The sequence below is a fragment of the Actinoalloteichus hymeniacidonis genome (assembly GCF_014203365.1).
Lineage (GTDB): Bacteria > Actinomycetota > Actinomycetes > Mycobacteriales > Pseudonocardiaceae > Actinoalloteichus_A > Actinoalloteichus_A hymeniacidonis.
Genome location: NZ_JACHIS010000001.1, coordinates 3,362,070 through 3,382,586 on the forward strand (window position 1 = coordinate 3,362,070; position 20,517 = coordinate 3,382,586).

The window sequence follows — 20,517 nt, forward strand, 5'->3', positions numbered from 1 at the left end:
GCTCGGTCTGGTCGTCAGCGGACCGGCCGGGCGTCGAGCTGCGGCAGGTGACCGAGTTTGTCCGGATGCCAGGGCTCGGTTCCCGAGCTCTCCCAGGCCTGGAACTCCACGCCCAGCTCCGCGCACAGGAACTGGGTGACGAAGCGGCCGGTGGATGCGGCGCGGATCAGCCCGCCGAGGCCGACCCATTGGCCTGCCATCGAGAATCCGCGTAGGCCTGGCAGGCGCATGTGTTCCTTGTTGATCAGCTTCGCGGCCAGGTCGTCGGCATCGGAGAACGCCTTCCAGGCGAGGATGCTGCCGTCGAAGTTCCCGGTGTAGCGGTTCGTGGTCGCGGGAGTGGCGATGTCGACCAGATCGATCCGACCGGCCAGTTCCGGCAGTCGGCTGACGAGGAATTCGCGGACGAACTCGGCGATCTGCCGTTTCTGCGCCCGGTACTCCCGTCGGTCCGTGTTGCGCAGCGACTTCCAGTACGAGTAGTCGCTGAAGTAGGTGCAATGGATGACCGACTTGCCCTCGGGCGCGAAGCCGTCCGAATACTGCGAACGCAGCTGCACGACGATGCTGTTCTGCAGAGATCCCGGCAGTCCCGGTCCCGCGGAATCGGGGAGCAGATAGGTGGTGCTGTGGGCGCGGTCGGCATCGAGATCGCCCTCGATGCCGACGAAAGCGGAGACCACGGCGGGGAACAGGGTGCCCGGTTTGGTCAGCAACTCGTCGTACAACCGGTCGATGGTGGGACCGGTGTAGCGCCCGTCGAGGAAGTCGTAGATGGTTGTTCGACCATCGCAGGCGGCGACGACGTGATCGGCGTACAGCCGTTCGCCGCCCTTGAGTTCGACGCCCACCGCCCGGTCGTCCTCGACCAGGATGCGGGCCACCCTGGCCCGGTAGGTGATATCGCCGCCGAGACCGAGATAGCGTTCCTCGATCGATCGGGCCAGGCCGAGCGACCCGCCCTGCGGGAAACCCGCGTTGTCGTTGTGCGCGGCCGCCATGTTGAACAGGAACGGCAGGAGCGGGAAGTCCTCCGGGTCCTGGAAGAAGATGTTGCGGAACGCCTTGCGCAGCAACGGATCGGCGAACTTGTCGGCGAAGGTCTTCATCTGGGTGGCCGCGGTGCGCCAGTACAGCACGAACGCGGGCAGGATCGTCCGCAGCTTCGCGATCTTCTCTCCGACGCTCTCCAGCGGCGGCGGGGTCAGGAAGGGATACAGGTTCATCGGGATGAACCGGCGCAGGTCCCGACAGAACGCGCGGATCAGCTTGGCGTCGGCCGGCGAGATCTCCAGCAGGTGCCGTTCGAGGCGATCCGGGTCGTTGTAGAACACCACCGAGCGACCGTCGGAGTCGACGACCTTGTTGAACATCGCGAAGTTCTTGATCGTCTTGCCGTCGAACGCGCCGAGTTCCCGCCACAACTGGTTGGCGTCGTTGCCCTCGGCGGTGCCGATCAACCACTCGATGGTGTAGTCGAAGATGTAGCCCTCCCGCGCCCACGCGGTGCAGCAGCCGCCGGGGAGCACATGCTTCTCCAGAATCCGGGTCTCCATCCCGCTCATCTGGGCATAGCAGCCGGTGGACATCCCGGCGATGCCCGCCCCGATCACCAGGACCCTGGGTTTGTCCCCCGGTGCTCGGTCTCGGCGGTCCCAGCCTGCTACGAGATCACGCGCCACGGTGGCCACCTCCGACGAGGATCTCGCGGGTCAGCCCCGCGTTGTGCTGGAGGTGCTGCTCGTCGAGCATCTCCGCGTGCGTGCCGAGCCCTCGGAACACCGAGGTGCCGGTGGTGGAGCTGCCGTGCCAGGTGCCCTGTTCGGACACCCCGTAGAACTCCACCTTCTGTTCGTCGGAGATCACGTCCACCGACGCCTTGATCAGCGCCAGGTTCGGGGTTCGGCCACAGAAGCGGATGTAGTCCCTGGCCTGCTCCAGGGTCTCCTCGGTGAGGACCTCCGACCCGGTGTGCTTGCGCAGGTGCTCGCCCAGCTCCTGTTCGAAGGCGTCGAAACGCATTCCCTCCAGCTCGAAGGCCTCCGGGATGCGGTAGGAGTCCATGATCACGACGTTCTCCACGGCCCGACCCCTGGCCTCCAGCACCGAGGCCACCTCGAAGGCGAGGTTGCCGCCCAGCGAATAGCCGAACAGCGGGCAGGGCCCCACCGGATGGAGTTCCTCGATGAGATCCGCGTAGCGCTGCACCTTGTCGTCTCCCGGCAGGTAGTTGAAGGCGATGAACTCGTATTCCGGCAGGTGGGCGGCGAATCGCCGGTAGATCAGGCCGTGCCCACCTGCGGGCGGGAAGCAGAACAACCGTCGTTCGCCGCCCGGGTTGAAGCGCAGGTACGGTCGGGCGCCGCCGATGCGGCCCGTGACGATCTGTTCGACGGTGCCCGCCATGCCCTGCAGGGTGGTGACGGTGAACAGCTGGCTCACCGGGATGTTGATCCCGAACTCGTCCTGCAGGTGGTAGATCAGTTCGATCAATTTGATCGAGCTGCCACCGGACTCGAAGAAGTCGTGCCGCAGGCCGACGCGTTCCAGCCCCAGCAGCGACTCCCAGTGCGCGGCCATCCGCACCTCGTAGAGGCTGATCGGTGCCTCGTACTCCCTGTCGTCACCGGTCCGCGCGGGCGCGGGCAGTGCGGCCACATCGACCTTGCCGTTGGCGGTCAGTGGCAGGGCAGGCAGCTCGACGAAGTAGGCGGGGATCATGAAGGTGGGCAGGTACTCGGCCAGGTGCCTGCGCAGTGCCCGCAGGTCCAGCTCGCCGTCGCCGCCGGGTACGCAGTAGGCGCAGAGCACCGACTCCCCTCGGTCGTCCGGGAGCAGTGTCACCACGGCCTCGGCGAGGTCGGGCCAGTCGGCGAGTTGGGATTCGATCTCACCGAGTTCGATGCGATGGCCTCGGACCTTGATCTGGCCGTCGATCCGGCCGAGGAGCTGCACGCGCCCGGCGCTGTCCCACCGTGCGAGGTCGCCGGTGCGATAGAGCCGCAGCGGTTCGCCGTCGGTCGAGCGCGCGGTCCACCTCGTGGTGACGAAGCGGGTGGCGGTCTGCTCCGGGTCTCCCGCGTAACCGATCGCCACGCCCGCGCCGCCCACCCAGAGTTCGCCGGGCACCCCGACCGGGACCGGCTCGGCATGTTCGTCGAGGATGTAGAGCGCGCTGTTGGGCAGCGGCCTACCGATCGGCACCATCCGGCTCGGTTCCAGGCCATCGGTGGGGCCCTCGAAGTAGGCGCTGTCGATCGTCGCCTCGCTGAGCCCGTAGGAGTTGACGACGCGGGTGTCCTCGGCGCACAGCGCGCGCAGCCGGTCGTACTCCTCGACCTTCCAGGCGTCGGAGCCGACGATCAGCAGCCGCAGCGAGTCGAGTCGCCGATCGGTCTGCTCGCAGTGATTCATCAGCGCTCGCACCACTGCGGGGACGAATTCGCCGCAGTCGACCCGTTCGTCGAGCATCGTCTGGTGCAGCCGAGCGGTGTCGAACAGCAGCTCGCGGTCGACCAGCACCAGGGTGCCGCCGGAGCACAACGCGCGCACCAGGTCGCCGGTGAAGACGTCGAAGGAGAAGCTCGCCATCTGCAGGTGTACGCGCACCTCGTCGTCCAAGCGGTACTCCCGGCGCCAGGACTCGTAAGCGGAGGCGAGATTGTGGTGGCTGACCTGCACCGCTTTGGGCCTGCCGGTCGAGCCGGAGGTGTAGATGACGTACGCGGGTTCGGCGAGGTCGATCGGACCGGCGACCTCGGCAGGTGCGGCCTCGACCACCGATCGCGTCTGCGGGAGCAGGCTCGTCGTCTCGGCGTTCTCCGCTTCGGCCGCACGGTGCAGATCACCGAGCACCAGCACGTCCTCGCCCACCAGGCCGGCGAGTCGGTCGCGGCGAGACTCGTCGACGATGGCGAGGACGGCGCCGACGTTGCGCACCATGAAAGCCAGTCGATCGGTCGGGTGGTCGGGATCCAGCGGGAGATACGCGCCGCCCGTCTTGAGCACCGCCAACACCGTGACGACCAGTTCCGGCGACTTCTCCAGGCACAACGCCACCACGGAGCCCTTGCCGACGCCGAGGGCGCCGAGTCGGCAGGCCAGGTTGCAGGCCCGGCGTTCCAGCTCGCCGTAGGTCAGCGTCCGCCTACCCCGATCGTCGGTGCCGGAGCGCAGTGCCTCGGGCGCCGATGTCAGCCCGGCGGGCATCGACACGGCGATCGCGTCGGGGTCCTGTGCCGCGGCCGAGGTGATCAGTTCGTGCACCGGCACGTCCACGTCGACGGTCGAGCTCGCCCCGCTCCAGTCCTCGAGGATCTCGCTGCGCTCTTGGTCGCCGAGCAGCGGCAGTCGGGAGATCGACTCGGTGGCCGGTGCACTGGTCAGCGCGTCCAGCAGCGTGACGTAGTGCGACGCCATCCGCTGCATCGTCTCCGCGAAGAACAGGTCGGTGTTGTACTTGAAGACACAGTGGAAGCTCTGGTCCGCCTCCTCCTCATACACCGACAGGGTCAGGTCGAACTGGCCCTCCTCCTCGGGAAGCTCGATGTAGTCCAGTCGATAGCCGTATTTCTCGGTGGCGACCTTGTGCACGAGCAGGATGAACATCGCCTGGAACACCGCGGAGCGGCTCGGGTCGTGCTGCAGGCCCAACTTCTCGACCAGCAGCACGAAGGGGTACTCCTGGTTGTCCAGTCCGTTGAGGACCGTGGCGCGGACCTGTTCCAGCAGCTGCGCGATGGACGGCGAGCCGGCCAGGTCCACGTGCAGGGGCAGCGGGTTGACGAAGTATCCGTAGACCGAGGAGAACTCCTTCTGGGTTCGGCCGGTCACCGGGCTGCCCACGATGACGTCGTCCTGACCGGAATAACGGTGTAGGAGCAGGTAGTAGGCGCTCATGAGCACCATGAACACCGTGACGTCGTGCTCACGGGCCATCGCGTGCACCCGGCCGCTGAGTTCCCGGTCGAGCACGAAGAACTCGGAGGCGCCGTTGTAGGTCTGCACGACGGGGCGGGGCTTGTCGGTCGGCAGGTTGAGGATCGGGACCTGTTCTGGCAGGTGCCCGCGCCAGTACTCGAGCATCCGCTCGGCGTCCCGGGAGGCCAGGAAGCGGTTCTGCCAGTTGAGGAAGTCGACGTATCGCGACGACGGGGGCGCGAGCTCGACGGGCCGCTCGGCGCGCAGCCCCTCGTACACCGCCAGGAGTTCCTCGATGAAGGTGAAGGTGGAGATGGCGTCGGAGATGATGTGGTGGACGGCCTTCATGATCACCCAGCGGTCGTCGGCGCGCTTGAACAGCCGGAACCGGATGAGTGGATCGCGTTCGAGGTCGTAGGGCTTGCGGTATTCGGCGATGATCATCTGGTAGATGTCGTCCCAGTCCCGATCGACGACGTCGAACAACGCGATGTCGTGGACGAGGTCGGAGACCTCACGCAGCTCCTGGACCGGCACGCCGTCACGCAGGTGGAAGTTCGCCCGCAGGCTCGGATGCCGAGCGGTCAGGGTGCGTACCGCGTCGAACATCAACTCCGGGTCCAGCTCGGCCCGGACCTCGACCGCGCCGCCGATGTTGTAGGCGAATCCGTCGGGGCTGAGTTGTTTGAGGAACCACAGCGCCTTCTGGTTCTGGGTGAGCGGGTGACTGCGCTCGTCCTCGAAGATCTCCACCGCCTCGACGGCCGTCTCACCGTCGTCGTCGGCGATCACCTCGACGAGTCCGTCGTGGAGCTGGTCGATGGCATCGCTGATCGGTGCGCTGCTCAGCAGGGCCACGACCGGCAGCGCGATCCGCATCTCGGTGTGCACTCTGGCCCGCAGTTCCATCGCCAGCAGCGAGTCCAGACCCAGGGCACCCAGGCTGACCGAGGGGTCGACCTGACCGGTGCGCACCCGGAGTACTCCCGCCACCACCGAGGTGAACTGCTCGGTGACCAGCAACCGTCGTTTCTCCTCGTCCGCGGCGCGGAAGGCGTCGAGGAAGCTGCTGCTCTCCGAGGCGCCGTCGGTGCCTGCGGCTGCGGCGAGTTCGGCGACCAGCGGCGGCGGGGCGGGGTACCAGGCCAAGAAGATCGGCCAGTCCACCACGGTCGCGACCAGCAGTTGGGCCCGGTCCTGACCGATGACGCGTTCCAGCACCGCCATTCCCGCGTCCGGCGACAGGGAACTCATGCCCCGGCTGTTGCGGTAGTGGTCGATCAGTCCCAGTTCCTCGATCATGCCGGTGGCCCACGGGCCCCAGTCGATGCTCAGCGCGGGCAGCCCGCGAGCTCTGCGGTGGTGGGCCAACGCGTCGAGGAAGGCGTTGCCCGCGGCGTAGTTCGTCTGTCCGGCGGTCGTCAGCAGGGAGGCGATCGAGGCGAACAGCACGAAGTGCTCGATCGGTTCCTCGATCAGGTGCCGATGCAGGAGGTAGGCGCCGACGACCTTCGGGTCGTGGACGGAGTCGAAGACCTCGCGGTCCATGTCGGGGACCAGGGTGTCCTGCACGTGTCCGGCGAGGTGGAAGACGCCCCTGATCGGCGTCGACTCGGTGCGGCGATAGTCGGCCAGCCACGTGGTGAAGGCGTTCTCGTCGGTGATGTCCAAGGGCGCGAGCACCGCCTCGGCACCCATCGCCTCGAGCTCCGTGAGCAGGTGCACCGCCCGGCCCACCCGGGTTCCCGGGTCGACCTCGTGCCAATGACCTCGCTCGAGCAGTGTGGTGCGACCCACCAGGATCAGGCGGCGCGCGCCCCTGGCGACCAGGGTCTTGCACAGGACCCGGCCCAGTGCGCCGAAGGCGCCGGTGACCAGGTAGCCGCCGTCCGGACGCAACCGCAACGGCAGCGGTCGGGTGAGCCCGTCTGCGATGCGGAGCCTGCCCGACCGGCGTCCGTCGGCTCGCAGCGCGACCTCGTCCTCGTCCGAGATCGACGCCTCCCGAAGCAAGGCGCGGGCCTCGGCACTGCGGGACTCCTGGTCGGTGCCGCCCGCCGGGTCGAGGTCGATCAGCCTGCCTCGGTGTGCGATGAGCTCCTGATTCCACAGCACCCGACCGATTCCCCAGGCGGGGGCGCCCAGCGGTTCGACCGGGTCGTCGAGCGCGACGGCCTGTGTGCCCCGGGTGACGATGTGCAGTCGACCCGCCCGCTCCGGATCGGATGCCAGGGTCTGGGCCAGTGCGATCAGCGAGTAGGTGCCGAGGCTCTCGTGGTCGGTGAGGCTCGACCGAGCGGTCTCATCGATCGAGGGCAGGTCGAGGTTCCACAGGTGCACGATGGTCGCGAAGGAGTCCAGCCCCGCCGCAGCCAGTTCGGCGAACAGGCGGGCCAGGTCCTCGGCCGAGCCCGGTACCACCACGGATTCCCGGTTCCCCGGTTCCATCCGGTACTGCTCGCCCGGCCGCACCAGGTGGCACCGGCCGCCTCGACCGGCGACCAGCTCGGCCAGCTCGGTGCCGATGCCGCCCGCGTCGCAGAAGATCAGCCACTCGTTGCTGACCGGGTCGGCCGCGCCGAGCGCGTTGAGGTCGTCCTCGACGGCGGCCGCCTCCGCCGGGAGTGGGGCATCGACCCATTCGACCTCGGTCAACCAGTGGTCGATCGTCGACAGGCCGACCGTTGCGGTCGCCTTCTCGACGTCGGCGGCGCGGAATCCCTCGATTCGACCCAGCGGGACCCCGCTGTCGGAGTAGACGACGATGTCGCCGACCAGCTCGTCGCCCTGCTGTCGGGTGATCGTGGCGTGCGCCCACACGGGTTGCGTTCCGATCGGGGCGACCCGCATCTCCTCGATCGACAGGGGCAGTCGGATCCCGGTGCTCGTCGGGTCGGTGTCGTCGTCGAGCAACTGCGGGGTCAGCAGTGATTGGAAGCAGGCGTCGAGCAGGACCGGGTGGAAGTGGTACTGCCCGTCCTGGTCGGTCGGTGCATCGAGCGCGGCCGAGGGGCGGATCCTGGCCAGTGCCTCGCCCGGTCCGATCCAGACGTCCTCGATGCTCTGGAATGCCGGGCCGTAGTGGTAACCGAGTCCCGCCAACGCCGAGTAGCAGTCCGCAGAGCCGAGCCTTCGGACGGTGCGCGACTGGATCGCCGTCAGGTCCAGTGTCGAATTCAGCCTGCGGCGCTGCCCGACGCGCACGACGCCGTCGGCGTGCACGGTCCGTTCCGGCGCGGCCGGGTTGACCGTGGCGATGGTGAAACCGGCCGCGTCCGAGGAGAAGGCCAGTTGGACCGTCGTGGCGGCGTCGTCGGTCAGGAACAGTGCCTTGCGTAACCGGATGTCGGCCAGGGTCGCCTCGGCCGAGCCGGTCATCGCGTGTACGGCCTGGGCCGCCATCTCCAGGTAACCGGCGGCGGGGAACACCACGTTGCCCTGGATGCGGTGGTCGGACAGGTAAGGCAGGTCCTCCACGTCCAGACGTGCCTCCCACGTCGGCTCCACGGTGGCCATCCGACGTCCCAGCAATGGGTGGTCGAGCCTGCCGAGCCGCACCTGCTCGACGGAGGCGGGTTCGACCCAGTAGCGGTCTCGCTTGAACGGGTAGCGCGGTAGGACGACCGCCGGGCGTTGTGGGTACATCGAGTGCCAGTCGATCTCCCGGCCCAGGTTGTGCAGGGTGGCCAGCGACATGGCGATCCGCGCCGCCTCGTCTTCGCCACGCCGGATCGAGGGCACCGTGCGCCCCTCCACCTCCCGGGCGTCCAGGGCCTCGCGGATCGAGTGACCGAGCACGGGATGCGGTCCGATCTCCAGGAAGAGTCCGTAGCCGTCGTCGATCAGGCCGTCGATCGCCTCGTGGAACCGAACGCTGTCGCGCACGTTGTGCCACCAGTAGCCGGCGTCCAGTTCGGTTCCGTGGGCGCGGCCCCGGCGCGCGGTCAGGTACAGCGGCACCTCGGCGACCTGCGGGGTGATGCCCGCCAGCGCGGAGAGCAGTTCGTCCTTGATCGAGTCCATGCGGGCGCTGTGGTAAGGCACCCGCACGGTGAGGAATCGGGCGAAGGTCTGTTCGGAGCGCAGCGCGTCGGCGATCTCGGCGAGCACGTCCTGGTCACCGGCCAGCGTCATGGCGGTGGGACTGTTGATCGCCGCGATCGACACCCGGTCGCCATAGGAGGCGATGCGGTCGGCGGCCTCGCTCTCGGTGAGGCTCACCGCGAGCATCGTGCCGGTGCCCACCAGCTTCTGCTGGAGCCTGCTGCGGTGCAGGACCACCGTCACGGCGTCGCGTAGTGAGTAGACACCAGCCTCGTAGAACGCGGCGACCTCGCCGGTGCTGTGCCCGACGATGGCGTCGGGGGTGATGCCGTAGGACCGCCACAGCGCGGCGAGTCCCATCTGGACCGCGAAGTTCGCAGGCTGGGCCAGCCAGGTCTCCTCCATCCTGGAGTCCGCCTCGTCGGCCGACATCTCCTCGATCAACGACCAGCCAGACTGCGCCTGGAACTCGGCGTCGCACCGTTGGACGGCCTCGCGGTAGACGGGCTCGCTGTCGAACAGCATCCGGCCCATCGCCCACCACTGCGGGCCCATCCCGGTGAACGCCCAGACCAATCCACGCCGTGCGGGGTCCCACTGTTGGTCCAGCAGCACATGCGGGTCCGCCTCACCCGCGAGGAAGCCCGCCAGCTTCTCGTCGAGCGACTCTCGGGAGGAATAGACGACCGAGAGTCGGGAATCGAGGTGTTGCCTGCGGTGCGCCAGGGTGCTGCCCAGATCGGCCAGCGAGATCCCGGTGGCGTCGGCACCGGCGAGTTCACGACGGATGCCCTCGACCAATTCGGGAAACACCGCCGGGTCGCGTGCCGTCAACGGCAGGATCGCGTAGCCGGCGGAGGGTTCCTCGGGTTCGTGGTCGGCATCCCGTCGAGCGGGTGCCTCCTCCAACAGCACATGCGCGTTGGTGCCGCCGAAACCGAAGGCGTTGACCCCGGCGCGGGCCGGGCCCTCGTGGTCGGGCCAGTCGGTGACCTCGGTGGGAATCTCGTAAGGCAGCGTGGCCAGGTCGATGGCTGGGTTGACGGTTCCGAGGTTGATGTGCGGCGGGATCTTCTTGTGCTTCAGACACATCGCGGCCTTGATCAGACCCGCGATGCCCGCTGCGGACTCGGTGTGCCCGATGTTGGTCTTGACCGAGCCGACGTAGCAGCGGGAATCGGGTTTGCGCCCCATACGCAGCGCTCTACCCAGCGCGTTGGCCTCCAGCGGATCGCCTACCGGGGTGGAGGTTCCGTGTGCCTCGACGTACTGGAGATCGCCCGGCGCGATACCCGCCTCGGCGCAGACCCGTTCGATCAGGTCGATCTGCGCCTCGGGGTTGGGCACGGTGATCCCGCTGGTGCGGCCGTCCTGGTTGACACCGCTGCCGATGATCACCGCGTGGATCGGGTCGCCGTCGCGCACCGCGTCGTCCAACCGTTTGAGTGCGATCACACCGACCCCCTCGGCACGCACGTAGCCGTTCGCGTCGGCGTCGAAGGTGCGCGACCTCCCCTCGGGCGAGAGGAAACCGCCCTTGGTCTCCGCGATCGTGTACTGCGGGGTCATGTGCAGCAGGGTTCCGCCCGCGAGGGCGAGGTTGGTCTCTCCACGGCTCAGGCTCCGACAGGCGAGGTCCACGGCCACCAGCGAGGAGCTGCAGGCGGTGTCGATCGAGATGCTCGGGCCTCGGAAGTCGAAACAGTAGGAGATCCGGTTCGAGACCATCGTCATCATCGTGCCGGTGGCTGTGTGTGCCGCCAGGGTGTCGAAGGACAGGTCGGCGAACTGCACGATCTTGTAGTCCAGGGTGAAGGCGCCGACGAACACCCCGACATCCGATCCGGCCAACCGGCCGGGTTTCTGTCCGCCGTCCTCCAGTGCCTCCCATGCGACCTCCAACAGCTTGCGCTGCTGGGGGTCCATGTGGTGGGCCTCGCGCGGGCTGATGCCGAAGAAGGCCGGGTCGAACTCGTCGAAGCCGTCGATGTACCCGCCTCTACCACCGACCAGTCGACCCGGTTTCGACTTGTCCCGGCTGCCGAGGGTCCCGATGTCGTATCTGTCGGCCGGGGTCGGTGTTATGCAGTCCTTACCGTCGATCAGGTTCTGCCAGAAGGTCCGGTAGTCGGAGGCGCTGCCGGGCAGCCGACAACCGATACCGATGATCGCGATCTTGTCGCGGGAGGCGGATGTGGATGAGTCCGACACCGTGGAGTCCTTTGGTCGAGGGAACACTGCAGTGGGCTTTCTGGGTAGGGAGGCGACGGGTCGGTCAGTCGCCGGGCGGCGCCTGCTCCGGCGGCGTCGTCTTCTTCGGTGACCGCCACGGCTGCAGGAGCGTGGCGAGGATCGCGCCGGTCTTCGGGAAGGAGTCCGGATCGGACAGGCCGACCGCCACCGGCTTACGGCCGGGGTACCAGGTGAAGCTGCCGAACACCCGGTCCCAGAGCGAGAGGTCCGAGCTGTAGTGCCCTGCTTCGTCGAGGTCGATGCTGTGATGCAGTCGATGTTGTTCCGGGCCTGCGACGATGTGGTTCAACCAGCCGAGACGGACATCGATGTTGGCGTGGACGAAGTAGCCCTGCAGGACGATGAACAGGCCCGCGACGAACACGGACTGGTGCGAGAAGCCCACCAGGGCCAGGCCGAGTTGCACCAGGCATTGGGTGATCGCGATATCGACGACGTGATTGACGCCGTTGTTGGCCACGTTCACCTTGTCCGGGACATGGTGCACGCCGTGTAACCGCCACAACCAGGCATGGGTATGGAAGAGGCGGTGGATTCCGTAGCTGACCAGCGAGCCGAGCAGGACCGCACCGGGGATCTCCACCCAGAGCGGCAATACCGGTTCGGGCATGGCCACCGAGCTGACCAGTGCGTTGACCGGCAATTGCGCGATACCGGCGCCCGCCATCGTCAGCAGCACGTAGATCGCATAGAACCCCCACTCACGACGGCTCGGGTGCCAGTCGCGCTCGTAGGGGATCAGTCGTTCGAGGAGCGCGAGGAAGGCTATCGTCCCCACGAGGAAGGCGAAGTTCACCCGCCCGAAATCCCAGCCGTAGTGCACGGCGGACACCGCAGTCGCGACCATTGCCGCGAGCATGATCGGGTAGGTGATATGACACAGGATCGAGCGCGGTCCGGTGGTCGTCCCGGCGTCGTCGCGCAGTCTCTTCTGTAGTGATCTTCCGGACTTCGATTGAGTGTCCATGACTCGATTCCATCCATGAGGGGGCATCGGGACCGACGAATGTCGGGCGCCGAATGTTTTCCGTTTCAACATCGGAGCGCTGGCCGGATAACGATCGCCATCGACCTCGGACAGACTCCGGCTCTGGAATCACCGGAACAGCGGCTCAACGCCGTTCTCGTCGTTACCAACCCCGCTTGTCACGGTTTCCATCGTCAGGTCTACAACTTCCATTCGTGAGGTGGGCAGCGCTGATCCAAGCAGCGGTGCACAACGGGAAGACCGACGGCGACGTCGCCGACGCCGCGATTCGCAACCGATCTCGGTCGCCGACGTATTTCTATCCAGTGGTCAGCGCTGACCGCTTCCGGCGCTGTTTCGGCCGGATCGGAATAGGTATCGCCTGGCGCCTGGACGGCGCGGCTCTCCGGTGCCACGACTCGGCACCATGGCGCTCGGATCGGTTGCCGAGCTCTAGCGCGATCGACTACCTCTCTCGGATCCCCCGGTCATTCGGACTCGATGCCCACGAACAAGTCCGGTCCGCCCTGTTCTGATGTCGTCCGCCTTCGCCCATCACCATCGAATCCCACCCACCTGCCCGCGCGATGCCACGCAGCCGGCGCGCAGGCCGCGCCGGAGGAGCGGGCCGTCGAAGCTCACCCATCGGTCCGACGCCCCGGGACGGGCTGCCACCGAGTGCCGAGTGACGACATCCCCACCCGCTTTGCCCACGGCACCTTCAGACACGACGTCCTCCCCACAACGGACCATCACCTAAAGTGTCCGATCAGATGCTAACCGTAGTTGTCAGAGTTCAGGGATCACCCGATCGGTGAGAGCTTGACGAAGATCATGCCTGCAGACAGCGATACAGCGACGGCCTCCGCCACGAGGGGATCACCCACGATCCGGCGAGCGAGGACCGCGAGGCGCCTGGCCCGCGCATCGGGACCGCGACCCGGACCGGCCGCTCGGCGACCGGCCAGGCATCACGACACCGACGGCCTAACGGTCGGCAATGCGAACTACCGACGGTCGGCCGCCGAGGCCTCCCGCCGGAATTCCCGACCAACCCGCCACCGAATCGGCCCATTCATTCAGCACCTGGATCACCGCATGCGACGTGATCGATATCATGCAGATCCGAGCATTCCGGCGGCCGGTAATTTTCCTCCCCTCGGAACGACTTGGAAATTAACAACATTCCCAGGAAATCCATCCTGTACGTAGTAGTGTCAGACCGCTTCGGCGACACAGGCCGCCTCGGCCGCAGCTGCGCGTCCACCGAAAAAAGGAAAACAATAGTGCGAGCACTACACAGCAGGAACCTGACGGCATGGGCCGTCGGCATCATGTCGACCATACTGATGGCTGGCGTCCCGACCATCGCAGGCGCGGAAGCGGCCGAACCCGCCGTCGATTGCAGGAACTTCGCGTCTCTGTACTCCGCGGACGAGGACGGCAGACTCTACGAGAGATCTCATAGCCGACCGACCGAAGGACAGGGCTTCTGGGATTCGGCGATTGGATCCATCGGGAGCGGTGTCACCGGAAACATGCTTGCGGGAACCGACGGGCTGATGTACCAGATCAAGCCGGACGGAATCGTGGAAGCGTATCGGCACATCGGCGGCAGATCCTGGTATCAGTGGGAGGACGGCTCGTACTCACGGAATATCAGCACGACGCTGGGCGGCTACACGGACCCGGTATGGCGGAAACGAATCACGGTCGACTCGAACGGCACGTTCTACCTTATTCGAGGAAACAATCAACTTTATCGCGCAACAGTCGATATCGAAGGTCTTGAATTCCGTCAGCAATCCATCGCCGAGGATTGGAGTCGTTTCGACGCCATCACGGCGGCCGGCCCGGGGGTGCTCTATGCCCGAGAGAGCGACGGTACGTTGTACCGCTTCCATTACGAGGAATCCTCACAACGCTGGATCGACGAGGGGACACACGTCGACGACGGCTGGGATCGCTACACCGCGTTCGTATCGCCGGGCGCCGACATCCTCTACGCCGTCGACACGGAGAGCGGCGGCGTGTATTGGCATCGGTTCTTCCCCTACTCCGAGGAAACCGTCGAACCACGCCTGATGGTGGTCGCGGGCACGCACGACTATCGGGTTGCCATGCCGTCGGACTCCTGTGCGTGGATTCCGCCGACGGAAGACACGACACCCGAATCGGGTGCCGCAACGAAACCAGGTTCGACCGAGGGCGCCTGACTCACGATCGGAGCGGTGCGGCTCGGCGCCGGTCCTCCATCATGATCGCCTGCCGTCGTGATCGATCGGTTCGGTGAGTCAGCCGACCTGGCCGCCGTCTCCCACCACAGCGGTGCGATCGGGCAGGTGCCTGCCGAACCAGTCCGCGCTGAGTCTGGCGACCTCGTCCAGGGCGCCCGGCTCGGCGAACAGGTGGGTCGCGCCGGCGACGATCTCGATCCGATGCGGGGCGGACAGTTCCGCCGAGGCACGTCGGTTGAATGCGAGCACCTGCTCGTCCGCCCCACCGACGACGAACAGCGTCGCGGCGCGCACCGATCGCAGCACGGCAGGCTCTACGAGATCCGGGCGACCACCTCGGGACACCACCGCACGAACTTCCGGCAGTCGCGCCGCCGAGGCCAGTGCGGCGGCGGCTCCGGTGCTGGCTCCGAACAAGCCGATCGGCAGTCGGCCCGTGGAATCGGCCTTGATCCAGGCCACCGCGTCGATCACCCGTTGGGTCAGTAGCGGGATGTCGAAGCGCAGCTCCCCGGTTCGCTCGTCCAGCGTGGACTCCGCCTCGGTCAGCAGGTCCAGCTGCAGCGTCGCCAATCGGTGTGCGTGCAACACCGCTGCGACCGTCCGGTTACGCGGGCTGCGCCGCGAGCTTCCCGAGCCGTGGACGAACACGACGATCCCCCTCGGCGCATCCCCCACCGTGAGATCGCCTGCGAGAGAACCCGCCGACGTACTCACCGAGATCGGAACCGACACCGCCATCGCCCGCCCCCTGGCTTCTCGAGGCCACCTCTGTTCCGGGGTTGCCGCCGATCACTGCGGGCAAACGTGATCTTGCTGTCCTCGTCGGAGCGCAGCCCCGCTGCAACCCGTGATCCGCTCGTCGCAGGCACCGATCGGGTCAGGACGAGGCACGCGCCGGATCCCGTTCCCACACCCCGCGCAGGAAGGCCGCCTGGCCTGCGTGTTGGAGATCGTCGCCGACCACACTCACCAGTCTGGATGCCAGCGAGACCGGGGGATCCCAGCTCTCGTCGACGATGCGGTCGAAGTCCGAGTCGGTCACCGACGACAGGTATTCCACCGTCATCGCGTGCACCGCATCGTGGTAGCCGGTCAGAAGATCCGCGGAATCGACGCAGACCACGCCCACCTCCCGCGCGGTATGTCCGAACCCGGTGTCGGCGGCATCGAAAGGAAGCCCGAACCGGTCGAACCATCCCTCAGCGGTCCAGATCTGCTCGGACCCCGCCAGTTCCGAGACGTGGTCGTCCTGGATTCGCGTGAGGTGCCACAGCAACCAGGAGATCGAGTTGGACCCGCCGTCGAGTCGAGCGGACAACACCTCCGGGCTCAGGCCGGTCGCATTCTGCGCGACGAGCTCGCGGATTCGGTCGAACGCGTCGATCAGCACTCGTGCTGCTCTGTGGGCCGTCATTCCTCCCACGCTAGGAGACCGGCGGGCCGCTGTCCGGCTGAAACGGCACCAACCAACTCGTCGGGTCCGCGCTGCGGATCCGGCACCGCGACTCGGCCGGGCGCGACCGCGGCCGATTCGGCCGTTCGGCCCTGGAGCCCACCGCTGCCGATTGCGCTGTCCGGTGGCTGTCACCGCCGAATCCCCACGGTTACCTTCATTCCGGGTGCGCGGTCTCGATGTCAATCCTCCACGAGGTACGGAGAACGAGATGTCTTCTCACACGCATGCCCGAATGTCTTTCGCCGCCCGACTGGCGGCCATCGGATCGGCGGTGTTGCTGCTCCTTGCGGGCCTGTTCACCGGGACCGCCTCCGCACACGGCTCGGTGATCGACCCCGGTTCCCGCAACTACGGCTGCCACGACCGGTGGGGCACCGACCACCTGAACCCGGAGATGGCCACCGAGGACCCGATGTGCTGGCAGGCGTGGCAGGACAACCCGAACGCGATGTGGAACTGGAACGGGTTGTACCGCGAGAACGTCGGCGGAAACCACCAGGCGGCCATCCCCGACGGACAATTGTGCAGCGGCGGCCAGACCGAGGGTGGACGTTACAACTCGATGGACGCGGTGGGCGACTGGAAGGCCACCGACATCGCGAACGACTTCTCGGTACACCTGTACGACCAGGCCTCGCACGGCGCCGACTACTTCCAGGTGTACGTCACCGAGCAGGGTTTCGACCCGACCAGTCAGAGCCTGGGCTGGGGTGACCTCGAGTTGGTGGAGGAGACCGGGTCCTACGCGCCTGCCACCGACATCACCTTCGACGTCAGCGCTCCCGGTCGGACCGGCCGCCACATCGTGTACACGATCTGGCAGGCCAGCCACATGGACCAGTCCTACTACATCTGCAGCGATGTGAACTTCACCGGCTGAGTCGGCCTGGTGGGTCCGCCCCTCGCCTCACCTCGACCCCGCGCCACCCGACGCACGGCATCGGTGCGACATGATGTCGGGTGGGGCGACGAGGTCGGTGTCGGGTGCGGCGGGGTGCGGCCCGCAGGAGGCGATGGTGATGGACGGACACGACGATCGGGCGGTGCACGATCTCGGTGCCTTCCTCCTCGGACGATGGCGTCTGGATCGGAGGATCGTCGACGACCGGGGCGACCTGCTCGGCACCGTGGTCGGCTCGGTCGTGATCACCGAGGTCGCGGCGGAGGTGGCGACGCCCCCGCCGCGCAGCCTCGACTACCACGAGGAGGGCGAGCTGGTGCTCGCCTCATACCGGGGCCCGATGAGCCGACGGTTGGAGTATCGCCTCGGTGAAGCGGGCCGGGCGGTGGTCCACTTCGATCACGGCGGATTCTTTCACGATGTGGACCTGCGTAGCGGGCATTGGCAGGCACGTCATCCCTGCGGCGATGACCGCTACCTCGGCACCTATTCCGTGCTGGGCCCGGACCGCTGGCGGCAGGAGTGGCAGGTCGAAGGCCCGTCGAAGGCCCACACGATCCACTCCGAGTTCCACCGTGTCGGCTGAGCGGGTAGACCGCCCTTCATCGATCCCCTTACGCCGAGTCGAGCCGCTCGGTTCATCGCCGGCAGGCGAATCGGTCTAGGGCCCGGCGGAACTCCTGCCGCATGGTGTCGCTTCCGGTGTGCCCGGCATCCTCGACGATGACCAGTTCCGCGTCCGGCCACCGGCCCGCCAGTTCCCAGGCATTGCCCAACGGCCCGCCCAGGTCGTGCCTGCCGTGGATCAGCACGCCGGGGATGCCGGTCAATCGGTCGGCCTGTTGCAGCAGCACACCCTCGGGCAGCCAGGCGGCGTTCGAGAAATAGTGCGCACAGATCCGAACGAAGGCCGACAGATCCCGATCCGGCCGGTCGCTGTAGGCATTGCGTCGGCCGTTGGGCTCCTGGGAGATGACCGTGTCCTCCCAGTCGGCCCAGTCCCGGGTGGCGCGGGCCCGTACCTCGGGGTCGGGGTCCGAGGTCAGTCGCGCGTAGGCCGCGAGTAGGTCGCCGTCGCGGTCGACCTCGGGAACGCCGTCTCGGAATCGTTCCCATTCCTGGGGGAACAGCAGACCGACACCTCGGTACAACCAGTCGATCTCCGAGCGACGGGTCATGGTGACACCGGCGAGGACGATCTCCGAGACACGATCCGGATGTCGCTGTGCGTAGGCCAGAATCAGGGTGGAGCCCCATGATCCGCCGAAGAGCAGCCAGCGGTCGATGCCCAGGTGTTCACGCAGCCGCTCCATATCGGCGATCAGATGGTCGGTGGTGTTGACCGTCAGGTCGGTGGCAGGGTCACTCGCGTGCGGGGTACTTCGGCCACAGCCGCGTTGATCGAACAGCACGACCCGGTACTCGGCCGGATCGCAGTACCGGCGCAGGCCCCGCGAACGCCCGGCCCCGGGACCGCCGTGCACGATGAGGACGGGCTTGCCATCGGGGTTGCCGCCGACCTCCCAGGCCACGTGGTTTCCGTCACCGACGTCCAACATACCTTCGTCGAACGGCTCGGTCGGCTCGTAGTACTCGGACATAACCGCCTCCAACAACGCAGATGTATTAGCGCTGTTACATTAACGGCATGACGGTCCGATCCAGCCTCCCGGGCAGCGGCAGCGAACTTCTCGGCACGCGACTGCGTCATCTCCTGGAGCTTCTGGAGGGCGATGTCGCCGCGGTCTACGCCGATCTCGGCCTGACGGGCTTCCGTCCGAGATTCACACCGATCGTGGTGTTGCTGCACACCGACGGCCCACAGTCGATCCGTGACATCGCGACGGCGACCGGCGTGACGCACTCCGCCGCGAGTCAGACCATCGCGCAGATGGTCACCGAGCAACTGGTCATCCTGTCCACCGGCTCGGACGCCCGCACCCGGCTCGCGCGGCTTACCCCGAAGGCGACCAGGCTCATCCCCGCCCTGGACGCGGAATGGGCGGCCACCACGGCCGCCGTCGGCGAATTGGAAGCCGAGTTGTCGGCACCGCTGAGCGACGTGATCGACGAGGCGCTGGCCGCACTGCGGCGACGATCGATGCGCGAACGCATCGCAGCGGCGGCATCGAATCAGGAACCTTCGAACACGGCGCGCTCCGCCACCTGGGATGCGATCTCGCGCGTTCCGAATCCCTGATCAGCAGGGCTCGCCCCTGCACCGGGGAACGCCCGGAACGGTTCCCGTCGCGCCGCCTGCCGAGTCGGCGGGTAGGCCGATCATCGTCCCTGCGACGCGACGGGTATCGCACTCAGCGAGCGCCTGCTCGGATCGCCAGCACTCGGTGGTGAACGCCGATCAGCAGGCGTCGTACTGATAGGTCGAGCTGCCGGGCCTGCTGACGGGGACGTCCCGCAGCACAACCGAGATGGAATCGCCGACCTGGTCGCAGGTCCAATCGAAGTTCTCGCGCTCGTACTCGATGGCGATCACCCGGTCGCCGAAGACATCGCGGTAACCCTGGCACTCGGTCCACTCGCCACAGTTCTCGGCGATGGCGAAGTCGAAGCCGATCACCTCCAGCGAGACCTCGGCTTCGAGCTCGACGGTGTTCTTCTGCGCGGAGGCCATGCCCTCGGAGTGCGCGACCTCGGTGATCAGCGTGGCGAACTCGACGGCCTCCTCCTCACCGAAGGGCACCTGCCCCTCCAACGGCGTCCCGTCGAAGCGGATCCACGAATCGAGGTTGTCGTACTCGACGGCCTCGAAGCCCTTGTCCGCACAGGTCTCGATCATCGGACGCAGATGCTCGACCGCGTCGGCACGGTTGCTCTCGGTCGAGATGTCGACCAGGTACTCGCCACCCCAGTTCGGGTCGTCGCCCAATTCGTTCAGCACGAGGTGCGCAGGCCAGTTCGACTGCGCGTCCGGCCGGTCGAGACCACCGTCGTCGCTCTGGGTCTGGAAGGCGTTCACATAACAGATCCCATAGGCACCCGCAGGCGCGTCGCCCGCGAACCAGTCTCTGGAGACGACGGAGACACCCTCGGGCAGCTCGTAGTCACCACCGATCTGGTAGTCGAAGGTCGCGTCGACCGGCGGCGCACTCCACGCCTGGTCGGCCGCATTCTCGACCTGAGCCGTGGAGCCCGCGACCAGTTCGGGCGTCCCGGCGGACATGGTGGGGGTCTCTCCGCAGGCTGCCGCCAGCGGGAGTACCACGGCGAGAGCCGAGATCCGACGAATCACGATGCGATCCCTCTCCATCGATCCGATTGGGAGTCGCAGTGGTCGGGTTCGACCACCGCAACCCAGCCCACAAGTTGATCTCTCGGGGCGTTCAGCACCCTACGCGTCCGTGCGCGGGCAACGACCGGCTTCGCGGGCCGATCTGGAACCCGGGATTGCGGGGTGGAGATGATGCCCGCCAAACCCTTGCCAGGACCGGTTCGATGGTGTGGAGACGGGGCCTGCGGGTGCCGGAGATCGCCATCGCCTGCGATCTGCGCAACCGCTCGCACACCCAGCGTACTCGCTTCGTGACCCGCGTCACTCCAATGCGAATTCTTCTCGGGAACTGTGGTGCGTGACACAGCGACTTGTCCACTGTGTACGTGTCGAGCACGAGTGACCGAGACGAGACCACCGCACACCGCGCCGGAGGGCGCGGGATCGTGGGCGGCCTCGCTCCGGCACCACTCGGCAACGCCGGGAGGAGGTGATTCCCATGCGCAA

The 20,517-nt window shown here is 67.0% G+C and carries 11 protein-coding genes; 4 read left to right on the plus strand and 7 right to left on the minus strand.

The annotated features are described in order from the left end of the window. Nucleotides 1-14 precede the first annotated feature (14 nt). From BKA25_RS13695 to BKA25_RS13705, 3 genes are all read right to left on the minus strand, one after another. Entirely contained in the window at nucleotides 15-1,682 is a 1,668-nt protein-coding gene (locus BKA25_RS13695; protein ID WP_069853662.1) for a phytoene desaturase family protein, read from the minus strand. Next, nucleotides 1,672-11,175, minus strand: a complete 9,504-nt coding sequence (locus tag BKA25_RS13700; protein ID WP_069849322.1) for a non-ribosomal peptide synthetase/type I polyketide synthase — start codon at nucleotides 11,173-11,175, stop codon at nucleotides 1,672-1,674. The genes BKA25_RS13695 and BKA25_RS13700 overlap by 11 nt, the downstream gene beginning before the upstream one ends. Nucleotides 11,176-11,239: 64 nt before the next feature. After that, nucleotides 11,240-12,184: a sterol desaturase family protein gene (locus BKA25_RS13705; protein ID WP_084642983.1), complete on the minus strand. Its 945-nt coding sequence runs from the start codon at nucleotides 12,182-12,184 to the stop codon at nucleotides 11,240-11,242. 1,286 nt (nucleotides 12,185-13,470) lie between these two features. Between BKA25_RS13705 and BKA25_RS13710 the strand changes: the two genes are divergently transcribed. Then, on the plus strand, nucleotides 13,471-14,400 hold the full coding sequence (locus BKA25_RS13710) for a tachylectin-related carbohydrate-binding protein (RefSeq protein WP_069849318.1): 930 nt from the start codon (nucleotides 13,471-13,473) through the stop codon (nucleotides 14,398-14,400). A gap of 78 nt (nucleotides 14,401-14,478) precedes the next feature. On the opposite strand, the gene BKA25_RS13715 is transcribed toward BKA25_RS13710, so the two are convergent. Both BKA25_RS13715 and BKA25_RS13720 read right to left on the minus strand, forming a co-directional pair. Continuing rightward, nucleotides 14,479-15,162, minus strand: a complete 684-nt coding sequence (locus tag BKA25_RS13715) for a dienelactone hydrolase family protein (protein ID WP_221312343.1) — start codon at nucleotides 15,160-15,162, stop codon at nucleotides 14,479-14,481. 139 nt (nucleotides 15,163-15,301) lie between these two features. Beyond that, nucleotides 15,302-15,838, minus strand: a complete 537-nt coding sequence (locus BKA25_RS13720) for a mycothiol transferase (RefSeq protein ID WP_069849315.1) — start codon at nucleotides 15,836-15,838, stop codon at nucleotides 15,302-15,304. 250 nt (nucleotides 15,839-16,088) lie between these two features. Between BKA25_RS13720 and BKA25_RS13725 the strand changes: the two genes are divergently transcribed. Both BKA25_RS13725 and BKA25_RS13730 read left to right on the plus strand, forming a co-directional pair. Beyond that, on the plus strand, nucleotides 16,089-16,760 hold the full coding sequence (locus tag BKA25_RS13725) for a lytic polysaccharide monooxygenase auxiliary activity family 9 protein (RefSeq protein WP_084642982.1): 672 nt from the start codon (nucleotides 16,089-16,091) through the stop codon (nucleotides 16,758-16,760). Between the two features lie 139 nt (nucleotides 16,761-16,899). Continuing rightward, entirely contained in the window at nucleotides 16,900-17,367 is a 468-nt protein-coding gene (locus BKA25_RS13730) for a DUF6314 family protein (RefSeq protein ID WP_069853659.1), read from the plus strand. Nucleotides 17,368-17,419: 52 nt separating this feature from the next. Here the strand turns inward: BKA25_RS13730 and pip are convergent, their stop codons facing one another. Further along, entirely contained in the window at nucleotides 17,420-18,382 is a 963-nt protein-coding gene (gene pip, locus BKA25_RS13735) for a prolyl aminopeptidase (RefSeq protein ID WP_069849311.1), read from the minus strand. Between the two features lie 47 nt (nucleotides 18,383-18,429). Here pip and BKA25_RS13740 point away from each other — a divergent pair, with 47 nt between their 5' ends. Next, nucleotides 18,430-18,981, plus strand: a complete 552-nt coding sequence (locus BKA25_RS13740; protein WP_069849309.1) for a MarR family winged helix-turn-helix transcriptional regulator — start codon at nucleotides 18,430-18,432, stop codon at nucleotides 18,979-18,981. Nucleotides 18,982-19,140: 159 nt separating this feature from the next. Here the strand turns inward: BKA25_RS13740 and BKA25_RS13745 are convergent, their stop codons facing one another. Further along, nucleotides 19,141-20,049 carry an endo alpha-1,4 polygalactosaminidase gene (locus BKA25_RS13745; RefSeq protein WP_069849307.1) on the minus strand — a complete coding sequence of 303 codons (909 nt, stop codon included), beginning with the start codon at nucleotides 20,047-20,049 and terminating at the stop codon, nucleotides 19,141-19,143. Between the last annotated feature and the right edge of the window lie 468 nt (nucleotides 20,050-20,517).

Bases quoted from the DNA above. Each gene is read 5' to 3' on its own strand.
- pip (WP_069849311.1), bottom strand. From the start codon at position 18,382: ATGTCCGAGTACTACGAGCCGACCGAGCCGTTCGACGAAGGTATGTTG.
- BKA25_RS13715 (WP_221312343.1), bottom strand. From the start codon at position 15,162: ATGGCGGTGTCGGTTCCGATCTCGGTGAGTACGTCGGCGGGTTCTCTC.
- BKA25_RS13745 (WP_069849307.1), bottom strand. From the start codon at position 20,049: ATGGAGAGGGATCGCATCGTGATTCGTCGGATCTCGGCTCTCGCCGTG.
- BKA25_RS13730 (WP_069853659.1), top strand. From the start codon at position 16,900: ATGGACGGACACGACGATCGGGCGGTGCACGATCTCGGTGCCTTCCTC.
- BKA25_RS13740 (WP_069849309.1), top strand. From the start codon at position 18,430: ATGACGGTCCGATCCAGCCTCCCGGGCAGCGGCAGCGAACTTCTCGGC.
- BKA25_RS13705 (WP_084642983.1), bottom strand. From the start codon at position 12,184: ATGGACACTCAATCGAAGTCCGGAAGATCACTACAGAAGAGACTGCGC.
- BKA25_RS13720 (WP_069849315.1), bottom strand. From the start codon at position 15,838: ATGACGGCCCACAGAGCAGCACGAGTGCTGATCGACGCGTTCGACCGA.
- BKA25_RS13725 (WP_084642982.1), top strand. From the start codon at position 16,089: ATGTCTTCTCACACGCATGCCCGAATGTCTTTCGCCGCCCGACTGGCG.